Source organism: Segatella copri (assembly GCF_026015625.1).
Classification (GTDB): Bacteria; Bacteroidota; Bacteroidia; order Bacteroidales; family Bacteroidaceae; genus Prevotella; species Prevotella copri_H.
This window is the reverse complement of sequence record NZ_JAPDVG010000001.1, coordinates 3,565,001-3,578,828: the sequence shown is the minus strand read 5'-3', so window position 1 is coordinate 3,578,828 and position 13,828 is coordinate 3,565,001. Positions and strand designations below refer to the sequence as shown.

The following is a 13,828-nucleotide window of genomic DNA, read 5'->3' as shown; positions in this document are numbered from 1 at the left end:
AGATATTCAATATTATCTCAGCTATCAATATCAGAATTATTGTTTTTGGGTGATGAGGAGGACGATGTGTGGCAACAGGATGCCGTTATGGAGGAATGTATCAAATATCTTAATCTCCATATTGCCCAAGACGGTTTCAAGTTTTATCTCTTCTCATGGGAAACGGTGAAATCTGGAGAGGCCATCATCTGGTATGATCTTAAGAAGAAAAAGGCCAATGCCGCGGAATCCTATCGAATTGTAGATTTCTCCAATGCTAATGTATATGGAACGGACACCACAATCAGTATTGGAGATGTGTACAATCAATTATTGCTCACTTGCAAGATTGAGGATGTGGATAGCATTATTGAAAGCCCATTGGATGATGATCTTTTGGTGTCTCCTTATGCTAATATGCAGAAATATTGCACAGAGTATGCAGCAGATGGAGAGGGCAAAAGTGCGTATAACGCATTTTATGCTATGACCCATGAGGCCAATACAGACTATGGAGCGGGATCCGTTACTAATTGGTTCCTCCAAGTTATGAGAAATAGCCAATGGAGTTTTCCGGTCGGATCCCTAGGATCCACAGATCTCATCTCCAAATATGCCGCCGAGGGACTGAATCAGCAAGCCCTCCCAAACTATCTGGCCAATCATCTGGGTGGGGCTATCTTCTCAATGGGTAAGATCAAGATCGAATCTGCAAAGGATGATAATGCCCCGGTGTCTAAGGTGGATATGAGCAATTATCTGGTCATAAGTGTTAATGGAAACGGAATCGATAATGACGAGAGCAAGACATACCCGAGTGAGACGGCGATCAAGGACAAAATCCCTTATGCCGTATATACCGGGAATAAGGTTGGAGGTGTCTTCTCTCCATCGGATAATGAGACAACCAATTATATCGTATTGTCGGGCAAGGTCATTCTGAATCCAACGATGAAAATGACAAATACATATTTTACCCTTAATACGAAAGAATGGGCATCTCCTCTTGAAATTGGTAAGCCCAATACGGTATATGTATGGCATCAAACTGTTCCGAGTCGAAATAACGGAGATGGACGGTATTACACTCGAAAGTATTGGAAAGCAGAAAGACCGAACACAGAGGAGATCTATGACCCTAATACCCAATATGGTTTCATCCCCTACTCCGGTGAGGGGCCACAGGAATATGAGTATAAGTACAGCGCCTATGGCGAGAGCTCGGATAAGATCTCCAAGGTTGCGGTGTTGGCCTGTATGCTGATCATCGGAGGCAAATGTGTTGTGGAGAAGACTCCAGATAATGATTTGGGCACAGGTGTACCATATACAGGTAATGGTTGGCCTCAGGATTTTGTCTGGCGTGATTATAAGCCGAGGGAGTCATGCGCGAGCGATGAGGAATATTATCAGCAATGTTTCAATATTGGCTTTGACCCTAAAATCGGAGATAAGCTAATCGGAACAGAATATTCTTTGCAGGGTAACCATGATTATAAAATTGGTATTGATGCCGAGGGAATAGCCATACCAATCAGAAAGGCTGATAAGGTGAGCGGACGAGTACAATTCATGATATTGGGCCCTGTCAATACCGTATGGGGTGAAATCACTCGTAGGCATCCATCATTTTGGAGACATACCAAATGGGGAACCAACGAAATTCCATTATTGGCCCATGTAAGCAGTATCATGCTAAAGTCTTTTGAAGTCAAGGTATATAGTGACAATGGTCTGATCAATAACAACAACGATGATAATGATGTGATCTACATGAGTGACACGAAAGAATCATTCGTTAACCGAAAAGACGATTTGGAGTTTAAGATCAGCAGCGCTTTGACATCATCGGAATGCCAAAAATTGGGTGTTAGCAATGGCGTGAAACTCTCGACTTTGCTCAATAATCAAACAGGCGATGGTATTCTCTCGATATATGATTATAATGCCAAGGTACAGGATAAGGCAGAACATCTGTATGTGGATAGTTATTACCGGGAATATCACAAGCCAAGGGTGTTAATGGTTCAGAGTATTAAGGATAATGGATCTATCGATCTGTTCACTCATTACAGGCATCTGGCCATGAATCGGGAATTTTATATTCAAGGTATCGGCAGAAATCTCATGGAGGGGTCTGCTGAGTTAACGATTAAAGAGATAGGAAATGATTGAGATTAAGCAAATAGGAAAGCCAAAGGGCAATAGTGGCAGGGGATCCTACTCAGGAGGATCCGCCTCCGGATATATTGAGGGGATTGTCGATGAGGCGAAACATGCGGCAAAAGCTGACAAAGCCACATTTGCGGAACAGGCGCAGTATGCGGAAAAAGCGGGATTGGCCGATAGATCCAAATTTGCTGATAAAGCCTATGATCTCGATGCAGAAAGCCCGATATTCGATAAATTCCTCAGTAAGATTGCGGCCGATATTGCGGAGGGACATATAACATTCAAGCAGGGATTGACATCAATAGCCCTCTCAGTATTCAAGGATGGAGCTCATTTTGGAGAATTTGTCAAATCCCTGTATGCGGGAAAAGGCGCAGGTGTTGATGCCAAAGGTAACATGGAGGTTGAAAGCCTGAGAGTGCGCAGTTATTTTGAGTGTGTGGAGCTCATCATTAATCGCCTCTCAGCGATTGAGGGAGACCAATTGCTCACCGAAGCGGACACCATCGAGAGCATCGATGATCTCGGGGATGGTTGTTATGGTCTCCATCTCAAAAGTAAATGGGACGGATATTTCACAGGGCAAGCCGAGAATAATGTGCTGAAAGGTATTATTAATACTTTGGCCACCGGAAGCGGAAAATACTATGTATCATGGTTTCGTGTCAATAGTGTTAATCCTACGAACAATTATATCGAGGTTGTAATGTACCCGGATGAGGATGTGCCATCTGGGAAAAATTATCCTCCATGCGAAATGATGAAGATCGCCCGATGGGGTAATCAGACCGACACAAAGAGACAGAGCTGCATATATCTGTCAAGCACAGAGGGCAGAATCGTCAAGCTCAGAGATGTGACAAAGCCGATCCTCGATAACGCCAATTATGGAGCTACCTTTGGATCTTTGCCGGAATTTGTGCGGGAGATCCTAGATGATAATGGGAATCCTTTGCCGATTAAGGACAATCTCGATTATATGTATATACCGGGCATTGTCACCATGGACATAATAAGACTGAACCGATGGACCGGAAAACCGATTGTCACTTATGTGGATCGGGGCAAATGGGAAGAAGGGCAGCTTTATTATTGTGAGGCCGAAAATCCGAACACCGGGGTATATGAAACATCCGATGTATGGTACAATGGATGCAAGTATAGATGCAATAAGAATCTTACGAAGACAACCCCGGCATGGAATAACACGGATTGGGCTATGATCGAGGGTAATCCTGACTTTTCTGTAGATTTCGCGGAGAGTGAAGATATATTTGATCCGGATAATATCGATACGACATTAACCATTGTGGCCAAGCTACATAACATCGACATAACGGATGATATTCTTATCTCGGATATTGCTTGGACTAGATACAGCGAGGATGCAGAGGGAGTTGAGAGAGTGGCATCTGATCTGTTATGGACAACGAAACATGCCAACACCGGAAAGAGCCTCCATCTCACAAAAGAGGATATGGATTTTCTAGGGTACATGCCTAAAACAATCCGGTTTACGGCCACCGTCACATTGCGAGATGGGGATGGAAAGGAAGCTGCAACCGATAGTGTTAGTTACGAATTTTAAATAAGTAGAACATGAGAACGAAAAGATTTGATTTCAATTTCAAGCCATTACAGATCAATATCAGTATGGTTGTCGATGGGAGTGTTCCGGACTCGCAGAATTATGATGCAGATACCGATACATTTACCCCGGATTATACAATATCTAGTCTCATTGTACAGCCGATTATCAGCCGATTGGATAAGGACGAGATTTTAGCCGCCGGACGAATCAATCACGAATTGGCAAATGTTACTTGGGCTGAGATTGTCAATAGTAAAGAGGTGCTCATCGAAGATACTAACGCGAATTATAAGATTATTCGCAGCGGAGGACAGGCGGGTCGAATCGAGGTGAAGAAGAATGCAAGACCCCAAATTCCGATCAATCTCCTTTTCCGTGCTACATACCAAGATAGTAGGAATGGACAAGTGCATAACTTGGTTAAGCCCTATCAGGTACAATGCAAGAACTCGACAACATATATTCCTTATGTGGAAGTTGATGCCGCGGATCAGACATTGTATGATCCATTCATGGATCCGGACAAACAGACGGTCAATGCTTATCTGAGAATAGGAAAGGATATAGCAAATTCGGCCAAGGTTAAATTTGTCTGGGAGAAATACCGAGGGAGCGGAAATTGGTCTGCAATTGGCTCCGATAATATGGACTATGACGTATCAGTCTCGGAAAATGGAGCTAATTGTGTTGTGGATCGAAGTCTCATGGGAAATGAATTGTATATTCGATGCCGGGCAAAGTATTCGGAGAATGGTGATCCGAACGCAGTTGTATTAAGCAGCACAAGCCCGGAAAAGATATTCAGTTTCGTTCGCCGTCTCCCTAAATACGAATATGATTTTGCGGTTCCTACGAACATCGAGGCAGGTCTGTTGAAGATTTCTCCACAGATGCTTGTATGGAATACAAAAGGATCAATAACGAATCCGGAAAAAGAACTTTTGCCTCTATGGATGGTAGCAACGAATAAGCAGAGCGGCAGTCTGAGTTATAGTATCATTGGCCATGGCCAGAATCCTAATTTACCGACTAAGGCCATGGATGCCCAGATTGGAGCGGTGTATGGCTTGGATCTTAAGGATGTGGGACCAACGGCAGCATGGGCAGATAGTGACGGATCCGTATTCGTAGATGGAGATGGAAACATTATTTTGATTAAATAACTTATAATTCTTTTTAATTATGGCAAGATATATTAAGGTTAATCCACTTGTAGCGGATTATTTGAATCTATGTAATGATCGTAACACCGTCAAGGATGGAAATTATCTGCTGTGGCAAGCTGATATGTTACGTTTCGGTCCACTCACTCAGTTGACGGAAACTTTAAAACAGATCGGCGGATTGGCTCTTATGCCGCATGAGGCTAAGGAGGAGCAGGACGGAACAGTAGTAAGAGATCTCCCTATTGCCGAGGATCCTAGATTTGTGTATGGTAACTCGGTTAACACGGAGGGAGATAATTCCACGCAGACCACAGAGGGAGTACAGGAAACTGAGGATCCACAGCCATCTGTTGATACCGGGGATAATAATTCCGCAGAAACCACAGAGGGAGTACAGGGGGACGGGGCATCCTCTTCTGAGTCTGAGAAAGACAGCCAAGTTATAAACACAGAGCAGCAGACAGATAAGCCTGAGGCCAATAAAGAAGAAAAGGAGGTAGAGCATGAGTAGTGGATCAGCAACGAGAACGATTAAATTCCTCAGCAAAGCGGGCACATATACAGCTACGATTTTATGCCCGGATGGAGATCTCTATCAGGAATGGGTAGGATCTGAGAGTGAAGTGAGCAAGATTTATCCTAATTTTGCCAACACTACCCCACTCCTTAATTTTGTGTGTACATCGAGCCGATCAGCCGAGGGAATTGTAACACCCGATGCTGTGCTCTATTATTTCAATGGCCAGAAAATTGAGTTTAATGGAGATACATCGAGCGGAACATTTGCGGGGTTGTTCAAAAAGATCTCTCCAAGTACAAATCAGTTATACTATGGCTTGAAGATTGTCAAGAACATTGTGGAGGCCTCCGGCTTTGCTCCGGCAACAATAAAGATGGTGGGTACTGTGAGCTATGGTACACAGGTTGATCAGATCCAAGCTACCTACACCATACCAATCCAGAAGTCAACAGGCACAAGTTATCGTGTGACAATTAAGGCGGGTGATAACAATAACTTTGTCATTCGCGATAAATCCGGATCCTGTGTGCTTAAGGCCGTAGCAAGTCAGAACGGTGAGGAAATCACAAAGGATCTCACTTATCAATGGGAGAAGATGGGCAAATCCGGATGGGCAATCCTAGCGAACAAAACAGCTCAAACGATAACTGTTGCAGCCACAGACATCGATACATACGGAGAATATCGTGTGACCGTCAATCTCGCGGGAGTAGAAATTGGCAAAGATATTCAGGGGGTGATGGACTCCTCGGATCCATTCGACATTGACCCTCATCCTGTCCCAGAAGACGAAACGATCGATGAGGATGCTAGCGGTAATGGGCAGGTTGTTTACACTCCTGTTGTAGTCAAGAGAGGAACAGGAACCAAAGCCCTCGATACACAATTTTATTTTGTGATCAAGGACGCGGCGGGTGTTATCCTCAACACCGATAGCACTACGGCGAAAAGCTCATGCACTGTTAAGAGAGAGCATTGTGTACAGGCCGGAGGTGATGTATCAATAACAATGACAGCTAAAGATTAAAGCTATGGGATGTGCAATAACGAGAATTGTAAAATTCCTCCGTAGAGGAGAAAAAGGTAACAGCCTAATAACGGCTGTTACCGAATTGCGCCGTTATACACAGGCGCAATGGCAAGCGTATGGAAAAGTTGGCACAGAGATTAATTGGACAGGCATCAATAACGCCTCAGATATGAAGATCGGAGACACCATCGTAATCAACGGTGTTGTCACGGATAAAGAAAATATCTCGGTTAGCCTATATGGCACTATTGTGGCAATCAACGGCACAAGTGTGAAAGAAAGAGCGACCGTCTTAATTATGAGCGGTGAAAGGGGCAACCCGGGATCATCGGGGAGTAAGGGAGACCGTGGCCCAGCACTACGAGGCCCACAAGCGTGGAGCGATTGCGCCGTAGGATATATGTTTCAGTCGGGAGCAAGTGGCGAGGAATACAAGGACGTAGTTTTGTATGGTGGCTACTATTATTCTTGCATCAAATCGCACACCAAGACTGCAAGCAATAACCCAGGAAGTGCAACAGACACCAATAGCGGACTTTGGAAGTTAGCCGACCCGGTGGAAATTGTGGCTACAAAGATACTGTTAGCGCAGTACGCTTTAGTCAAAAATTTGGGGGTTGAGGCTATCGACATGAAAGACGCTAACGGTAACATCATCTTTCAGGCAAAAGACGGCAACGTTACTTGCAATAGCGGAACTTTCAAAAACATTACGGTAAAAGGTAATAGTTCTTTTGAGGGATCAGTGAAAGCCAATATGTTTTATGGCACAGTCAGAAAAGTAACGCCCGGCAGTACATACACAATAGACCCGGTAAACGAGCCGTACAACTTCTACTATGTAGAGAATCCGACAAAACGGACATTTATAGTTTTGCCAAAGGCAGCTAACTATGATGGTTTAGAAATTAATATCTTTACCAAAATGCCGCCGTCGAGTTCTTTAAGCTATCGTACAATCGTTAAAGCACAGGACAATGACGATTTTTATGTTAAGCAAAACGCAGCCATCGTGTCAAGCAACATAGCGGTAGAAAAAATTAATGTTGAGTACACCAATTTTAAAAACGACGTCGTTACAACGGCACCAGACGCCTATATACGCTTTAAGTGTATTGGTGGTGCATGGTATGCGATTAGCGGACAATTTACAGGAGAATAATTTAGTAATACATTTTAGATTATGGCAACAGTAAAAAAATTAAGTTCACAGACGGCGGTAACAACCATCAATGCGAATCAGAAGTTTCCAATGACGGATCCGAATGGTAAGGTGACTCTCATCAGTCTCAATGATCTTAAGACTGCATTATTGGGAGGAGCCAATCTCAACCAGATGTATGATGGTGTTTTCATCATGTATCATCGTAAGAGTGATGATTATCCTTTAATGGTCAAGCCTCATAAGTGGCCATCACTCCAGAGTAGTGGCGAGATCGCAGATGGTGTTGTAGTTGTCGAGGGTGGAAAGATCCTCGTAGTAGCACCGACAGAGGCATCATTGAAGTGGAGTAGCGCAGCTATCAGCGGCGGCGGTACGACAACAGGTGATCGAGTAACCGCCATGAATGATTGGAATGGTAAGGCATCAACAGCTAAACAGGTGGCTGCCTCCACATCGGCAGCTATCACCAACACAGCATCGTATGCTCCGGGATATTGTAATCTCTACAGCAGAGCGAACGCGAATGGTAAGGGACTCACAGCGGGTAAATGGTGGCTCCCATCATTGGGTGAGATGTTCATGATCTATGCCAATATGCAAAAGATCAATTATTGCCTCTCTCTCATCAATGGTGCTACACAATTAGCTGAGACTTGGTATTGGACATCTACCGAGGGTAGTGCGACCGACGCTTGGCTTCTCACCCTCGGCGATGGTAGTACGGGCGGTTGGTTCACTAAGGCTAGCACCACGTTCAGAGTTAGGCCTGTTTCAGCATTTATTAGTTAGTTTTCAATTTTTAATCTTTAATCTTAAAAGGTACGGCGAAAGCCGTACCAATTACTTAGGTATATGGAATAATGGCAGAGGAACAAAAGAAACTGAAATTGGTATCAAATACACAGATATATTTAGATACTCGCAGATTGCTTGATAAAGTCTTGGATGTAACACCAAACATTCCGAGAAACTATAAATTCACTATCGGCAGCAGAATGCAAGATACAAGTGTATCTTTAATACAGGAATTTGCAGCAGCGTATATGACCAGAGATAGAAATGAACGTATCAAGCACATCGATAATTTTAGGGCCCTGTTTGAGACTCTTAAAACATTGATCCGAATAGCCGGAGAAAGAAAATGGATAAAAGGTATGGGCATCCATGCCGAGATAATTGAGCTAACAGATAAAATAGGTAAACAAATGACAGCGTGGAAAAACTCTCTATCTAAGTAATAGGGAGTAAGCCAGAATCGGAATGTTACGACAGAACCGAGCGAGCAGTTTTCCGTGATAAATGGGGCATGTACCCTCATTTAGGGTTAAGAATAAGACAATATGCCACAGATTGCGGCCGAGAATAGTGCGACCAACGCTTGGAATCTCAACCTCAACGATGGTAATACGAACAATTGGAACACTAAGGCTAGCAACACGAACAGAGTTAGGCCTGTTTCAGCATTAATCATGGAAGCTAGCGCAGTTATTAAATATATATAGTATGGTAACAACAGAGTGGATGCTAGAAGCATATTTTGATTGTAGGCACAGCAAAAGAACCTCAGCAAGTTCAATCGTATATGAAATGAATTATGAGGAAAAGCTGATCTGTCTAAGAGACAGGATCAATGATAGGACATACCGCCCCGGTAAGTCTATATGCTTTGTTGTGACTAGACCAAGATACCGGGAAGTATTTGCAGCGGCATTCGAGGATCGAATCGTGCATCATTATATTGCGATAAGATTAAATCCTCTATTCGAGAAAATATTTTCTCCTCGGACATTTAATTGCAGAAAGGGAAAAGGCCAATTATATGGCATCAACATCCTTAAGCAAGATATTATCGAGTGCAGCAATAACTACACAGAAGATTGTTGGATCCTAGGCTTGGATCTAAAAGGTTTCTTTATGAGCATCATCAAAAGAATGTTGGCAGACATGATCGATGAGTTCATTGTTGAAAACTATGAGGGTCCAGATAAGGAGGATCTCAGATTTCTTTGTCGTGTTGTCATATTGCACCGCCCTGAGGAGAATTGTGAGCGGCATAGCCCGGCGAGCTATTGGGACCATCTCGACAAATCAAAATCGTTATTCACGAATGGTGAGGGCAGAGGCATCGCTATCGGCAATCTCTTTGCCCAGATCTTTGCTAATTTCCTCCTCAACATTCTTGATTGGTATATCGAGGCCGAGGGAATTAAGCACCATGGCCGATATGTGGATGATTTCTTTTGCATCAGCAAGGATAAGCAAAAACTATTGGCGCTCATCCCGAAGATCAGAAAGTTATTAGCGAAATATGGTTTGCGGCTGAATGAGAAAAAATTCTATTTGCAACACTACAGCAAAGGCATCGAGTTTACAGGATCGATTGTAAAACCGGGCAGAGTATATACTTGCAATAGAACCATCACAAATGCGATCTCAATGGTGAGGAGATTAAACAAGGCAACCACAATCACCAAGGTAGAGCATTGTGTTAACAGCCTCAATTCCTATCTGGGTTTACTCAGGCACACGAATGAGTATCATAACAGGCGTAAGATCTTATCTATGATTTCGCCTCATATATTCAAGGAATACGTATTTGTCAAAGGCCATTTTGAAGTTTTGGCCATCAAGCGAAAATATAGAAAAAGATGTATAACTCTTAAAAGAATCAGAGACGGTGACTATTAAGAATCATAAGATCATCCTCGCATCGGATTGTTTGGATGTAGAGTTAGTAAAAGTTTTAAGCTCCCACTACAATGTTATTGTGGAGCAAAAACGAAACAAAGTTATATACGAATTAGAAATGATATAAGATGGAAATGATCGAAATAATTGCATCGATGATCACCGCTTTGGGCGGATGGGAGGCCTTAAGATACCTACTCAATCGCAAGACCAACCATCGCAAGGAAGAGGCTGAGGCTGATAACGTAGAATTTAATGTTCTACGTGAGACAACAGATTTTCTGCAATCTCAGCTTAAAGCCAAGGAGGAGCGATTTGCCGAGCAGACCGACCTAGTGAGAAAACAGAATTTGGAGATCCTAGACCTAACCAAGGAAAAGGCCAAGCTAGAAATGGATCTGCAAAAATATAAATGTGTTATTAAGGGTTGCGCTAAACGCGATCCACAAAATGGTTATTAATTATTAGAGATATGAGAAAGATCAATGAGATTATCGTGCATTGTGCGGCTACACCTGAGGGCAAAAACTTTAAGGCTGCCGACATCGACAGATGGCACAGAGAGCGTAAGATGAAGTGTATCGGCTATCATTACGTAGTCGATTTGGATGGTACGGTTGAGCCCGGCAGACCAGAGAGCGAAATCGGAGCTCATTGCCTCGGGCATAACCAGAACAGCATCGGAGTCTGCTATGTGGGGGGATTGGCCGCGGATGGTAGAACACCAGAGGACACAAGAACGGCGGCCCAAAAGGAGGCGTTATTGGCCCTGCTGAAGAAGCTCAGAGCCAAATATCCTAAGGCCTCTATTCATGGCCACCGTGATTTTGCGGCCAAGGCCTGTCCATCATTCGATGCAACGACAGAGTACAAGAACATTTAATTTTTTAGCGTATGAAACGATTTTTTTTATTTTCCGTATGCTTACTAGTATTGGTAAGTTTAGGGGCATGTAAGAGCAAACAGCCATGTGTCCGAGAGTCTGTCACGTACATTGACAGCTCCCGTGTGTATGCAGACAGCCAAGCTGTCAAGGTAACAGCGACAGATACAAGTACAACGATCATCAAGAGAGATCAATGGCTCCGTATCGATTTTACCGACAGTTGCGGATCTGTGAGTGTGGATAAAGATGGTAATATAATCCTCCATAAGGTCAAAGGGATCCATGGGGGCTCATCTATCAATGCTCAGGAGCATAAAAATATATCTGTTATCAAAGATACATCGACCAATACTAAGGCCTCTCAGAATGCAATCAAGGCTAATCAGAATAAGGATCCGGATCCGGCAAAATTGAAAACTAAGAAAGAGGCGGGATCCTCGAATACTTGGGTGACATTCGGGATTGTTGTCTTGGTGATTGCTATCCTCCTCGGAGTGTCCAGATACATGGAGAAAAAAAAGAATAAGGCAATATAATAAGTAAAGGTGGTGAGGCTATGCCCCACTACCTTTTATGTTTAATACGTAATCTATGACTTTTCGGTTTGCCGCGTCAATCTTATCTCTATTGAATTTGATATATACACCTGTGACCTTTGCACCATGGGAATGACCAAGAGACTCGCTGATCGTGTCTTTTGGTATATCGAGATCCGCGGCGTATGTGGCCCATGAGTAACGAGCCCAATAGAGAGACAGGCCTTTTTGCAGCGGTTTCATTATTACACGGCCATTGCCCGCTTTTTTAATTTTCCCATCTGCATCGACATCGGGAAGACCCATTTTTGCCAAGGCATTGTTTACGGAGCCCTGTAGAGCCTTATAATCTTTGTAGCGGTCAAATATACTGATAAGATGTTTTTTGCCCCGGTAGTGATTAATAATCTCCATCGCCTCCGGCTCCACCTTAATACTATAGATCTTATTAGTTTTGGATCTTCTGTATTCTATTCGGCCATCCACCAGACTTTCGGGTGTCAATCTCGATAAATCCACCGTATTGATGCCAATCAGATAAAACGTGAGGAGATAAATATCCCGGTATTCTTTGTACATTCCCGGAAGATCCAAGGCCATTAATTGCCTCATTTTCTCAATTGGAAGATCCCTCATCCTCGTTTCCTCAGATGGAATGTGGTATGATCGGAATGGATTGTTAGTTGTGAGATCTCTATCCAAGGCCCAATTGAATGCCCTACGTAGCATCCTCATATAGGTTGATTTGGTATTGACAGATAAATCACTCATCGACATATAGAAATCCTCCAACCATGTGCGGCTAATATCGCTAAAATGGATTTTGGAGACATCCCCACAATAGGCATTCAGCTTAAGGATCGTGCTTTTAACTATCGCTTTGGTATTGTCACGCCTACCGATCATCATTTTTTCAAAGACCTCGGCCAATGTAGGAATCTGTTCAGATGGCTTTTCAAGATCCACATCTAACAGCATCTCCCGGATCTGTGGGCGGGTCAGTTTATTCCACATTCCGATCTCTTTGAGTTCGAGGATCCTGTTCCTAACAGATGTGAGCATGGCAACCAAGGCGCTGTTGACACGGCGGGCATTTTTGCCTACATACATCAGAGTATATGGATCCCACTCCTCCGGAGCCGCCGATATTCCTGTTCCTATATATAGGTCTGTGTTATGGCCAACCACAATCTGTATTGGGTATGTGCCATCTTTCAATGGGCGGCGCTTATCTAATCTAAGAGTTGATTTTGCCATAGTTTCATTAAGAATTTGCCGAGAATTTGCCGAATGATGTATCTAAAGGTAGCAAAAACAGCCATTTTTGACCCTTTTTTAAGGGGCTAAAACCTAGAAACATCGATGTAACCATTCTGATAACCAAGGTGTTAGGCACTAAGACACCAACACCACTTAATAATCCCATTTCTTTCTTATTTAATTAATTATCAATTAGTTACGTATTTACTATCTTTTATCTAGAGTTTCAAGCCCGACTTTCCCAAGGCACCATAAACCACCTTGGCAACCAGAGGTTTGCTCGACTCCACATTCATGCCATGGCCCAAACGTCCATAGATAAACGGAACCTCGAGACCTTTGATACAATAGTGAGTAATATCGGCCACCAGATCGATGTTATCAATATCAAACTCACCATCTTCTCTTCCTTCGGCATAAATTCTTCTGAGAATCTCTATTTCGTCTTCATCGAAGTTTTTTCTCGCCTTCTCAACCATCCAGATGTTTCGGAAGAACTCAGCACGGAGGTTACCGTTTCTTACAACCGTTTCCTTGATCATACTGAGGTGAGTATAGATAAGCTCGATGATTTTATCCTGTGGACGCATCTTGCAATTAGCAACCTCGTCCAACTTATCCGAAAGACGCTCCAACTCTGATTCTATCACCGCGTAATAGACATCCTCCTTCCTACTGAAATAAGTATAAAGCGTACGTCTTCCCTTACCAGAAGCTACAGCAATATCATTCATCGTAGTATTTGCTATACCATTCTTGGCAAAGAGTTGTCGTGCGACATCTACCAGTTTTTGTCTTGTTTTGGATACTGACATATTGAAGCCCTTCCTTTTTT

Annotated in this window: 14 protein-coding genes; 12 read left to right on the top strand and 2 right to left on the bottom strand. The window is 43.2% G+C overall.

Annotated elements, in window-relative coordinates; translation table 11 throughout:
• Window positions 1–87 precede the first annotated feature (87 nt).
• From ONT19_RS14820 to ONT19_RS14765, 12 genes are all read left to right on the top strand, one after another.
• Window positions 88–2,154: a hypothetical protein gene (locus ONT19_RS14820; protein ID WP_264964890.1), complete on the top strand. Its 2,067-nt coding sequence runs from the start codon at window positions 88–90 to the stop codon at window positions 2,152–2,154.
• Window positions 2,147–3,739 (top strand): hypothetical protein, encoded by a 1,593-nt coding sequence (locus ONT19_RS14815; RefSeq protein WP_264953212.1) that lies wholly within the window; start codon window positions 2,147–2,149, stop codon window positions 3,737–3,739. The genes ONT19_RS14820 and ONT19_RS14815 overlap by 8 nt, the downstream gene beginning before the upstream one ends.
• 11 nt (window positions 3,740–3,750) lie before the next feature.
• A complete protein-coding gene (locus tag ONT19_RS14810) occupies window positions 3,751–4,905 on the top strand; it encodes a hypothetical protein (protein ID WP_264953211.1) in 1,155 nt (384 codons plus the stop codon).
• Between the two features lie 19 nt (window positions 4,906–4,924).
• A complete protein-coding gene (locus ONT19_RS14805) occupies window positions 4,925–5,419 on the top strand; it encodes a hypothetical protein (protein ID WP_264953210.1) in 495 nt (164 codons plus the stop codon).
• Window positions 5,412–6,455 (top strand): hypothetical protein, encoded by a 1,044-nt coding sequence (locus ONT19_RS14800; RefSeq protein WP_264953209.1) that lies wholly within the window; start codon window positions 5,412–5,414, stop codon window positions 6,453–6,455. Before ONT19_RS14805 ends, ONT19_RS14800 begins: the two co-directional genes overlap by 8 nt.
• Before the next feature lie 4 nt (window positions 6,456–6,459).
• Window positions 6,460–7,620: a hypothetical protein gene (locus ONT19_RS14795; protein WP_264953208.1), complete on the top strand. Its 1,161-nt coding sequence runs from the start codon at window positions 6,460–6,462 to the stop codon at window positions 7,618–7,620.
• A 21-nt stretch (window positions 7,621–7,641) separates the two neighbouring features.
• On the top strand, window positions 7,642–8,412 hold the full coding sequence (locus ONT19_RS14790; RefSeq protein ID WP_264953207.1) for a DUF1566 domain-containing protein: 771 nt from the start codon (window positions 7,642–7,644) through the stop codon (window positions 8,410–8,412).
• Window positions 8,413–8,483: 71 nt separating this feature from the next.
• Window positions 8,484–8,861, top strand: coding sequence for a four helix bundle protein (locus ONT19_RS14785; RefSeq protein WP_264953206.1), 378 nt, complete (start codon window positions 8,484–8,486; stop codon window positions 8,859–8,861).
• A 265-nt stretch (window positions 8,862–9,126) separates the two neighbouring features.
• Window positions 9,127–10,311, top strand: a complete 1,185-nt coding sequence (locus ONT19_RS14780; RefSeq protein ID WP_264953205.1) for an RNA-directed DNA polymerase — start codon at window positions 9,127–9,129, stop codon at window positions 10,309–10,311.
• 128 nt (window positions 10,312–10,439) lie between these two features.
• Window positions 10,440–10,772, top strand: a complete 333-nt coding sequence (locus ONT19_RS14775; protein ID WP_264953204.1) for a hypothetical protein — start codon at window positions 10,440–10,442, stop codon at window positions 10,770–10,772.
• Between the two features lie 11 nt (window positions 10,773–10,783).
• On the top strand, window positions 10,784–11,194 hold the full coding sequence (locus ONT19_RS14770; protein ID WP_154481154.1) for an N-acetylmuramoyl-L-alanine amidase: 411 nt from the start codon (window positions 10,784–10,786) through the stop codon (window positions 11,192–11,194).
• Window positions 11,195–11,205: 11 nt separating this feature from the next.
• On the top strand, window positions 11,206–11,733 hold the full coding sequence (locus tag ONT19_RS14765) for a hypothetical protein (protein ID WP_264953203.1): 528 nt from the start codon (window positions 11,206–11,208) through the stop codon (window positions 11,731–11,733).
• An 18-nt stretch (window positions 11,734–11,751) separates the two neighbouring features.
• Here the strand turns inward: ONT19_RS14765 and ONT19_RS14760 are convergent, their stop codons facing one another.
• Both ONT19_RS14760 and ONT19_RS14755 read right to left on the bottom strand, forming a co-directional pair.
• Window positions 11,752–12,990 (bottom strand): site-specific integrase, encoded by a 1,239-nt coding sequence (locus ONT19_RS14760; protein WP_264953202.1) that lies wholly within the window; start codon window positions 12,988–12,990, stop codon window positions 11,752–11,754.
• Between the two features lie 221 nt (window positions 12,991–13,211).
• Window positions 13,212–13,808, bottom strand: a complete 597-nt coding sequence (locus ONT19_RS14755) for a TetR/AcrR family transcriptional regulator (protein ID WP_006847902.1) — start codon at window positions 13,806–13,808, stop codon at window positions 13,212–13,214.
• Window positions 13,809–13,828 lie beyond the last annotated feature (20 nt).

Bases quoted from the DNA above. Each gene is read 5' to 3' on its own strand.
- ONT19_RS14820 (WP_264964890.1), top strand. From the start codon at position 88: ATGGAGGAATGTATCAAATATCTTAATCTCCATATTGCCCAAGACGGT.
- ONT19_RS14815 (WP_264953212.1), top strand. From the start codon at position 2,147: ATGATTGAGATTAAGCAAATAGGAAAGCCAAAGGGCAATAGTGGCAGG.
- ONT19_RS14810 (WP_264953211.1), top strand. From the start codon at position 3,751: ATGAGAACGAAAAGATTTGATTTCAATTTCAAGCCATTACAGATCAAT.
- ONT19_RS14805 (WP_264953210.1), top strand. From the start codon at position 4,925: ATGGCAAGATATATTAAGGTTAATCCACTTGTAGCGGATTATTTGAAT.
- ONT19_RS14800 (WP_264953209.1), top strand. From the start codon at position 5,412: ATGAGTAGTGGATCAGCAACGAGAACGATTAAATTCCTCAGCAAAGCG.
- ONT19_RS14795 (WP_264953208.1), top strand. From the start codon at position 6,460: ATGGGATGTGCAATAACGAGAATTGTAAAATTCCTCCGTAGAGGAGAA.
- ONT19_RS14790 (WP_264953207.1), top strand. From the start codon at position 7,642: ATGGCAACAGTAAAAAAATTAAGTTCACAGACGGCGGTAACAACCATC.
- ONT19_RS14785 (WP_264953206.1), top strand. From the start codon at position 8,484: ATGGCAGAGGAACAAAAGAAACTGAAATTGGTATCAAATACACAGATA.
- ONT19_RS14780 (WP_264953205.1), top strand. From the start codon at position 9,127: ATGGTAACAACAGAGTGGATGCTAGAAGCATATTTTGATTGTAGGCAC.
- ONT19_RS14775 (WP_264953204.1), top strand. From the start codon at position 10,440: ATGGAAATGATCGAAATAATTGCATCGATGATCACCGCTTTGGGCGGA.
- ONT19_RS14770 (WP_154481154.1), top strand. From the start codon at position 10,784: ATGAGAAAGATCAATGAGATTATCGTGCATTGTGCGGCTACACCTGAG.
- ONT19_RS14765 (WP_264953203.1), top strand. From the start codon at position 11,206: ATGAAACGATTTTTTTTATTTTCCGTATGCTTACTAGTATTGGTAAGT.
- ONT19_RS14760 (WP_264953202.1), bottom strand. From the start codon at position 12,990: ATGGCAAAATCAACTCTTAGATTAGATAAGCGCCGCCCATTGAAAGAT.
- ONT19_RS14755 (WP_006847902.1), bottom strand. From the start codon at position 13,808: ATGTCAGTATCCAAAACAAGACAAAAACTGGTAGATGTCGCACGACAA.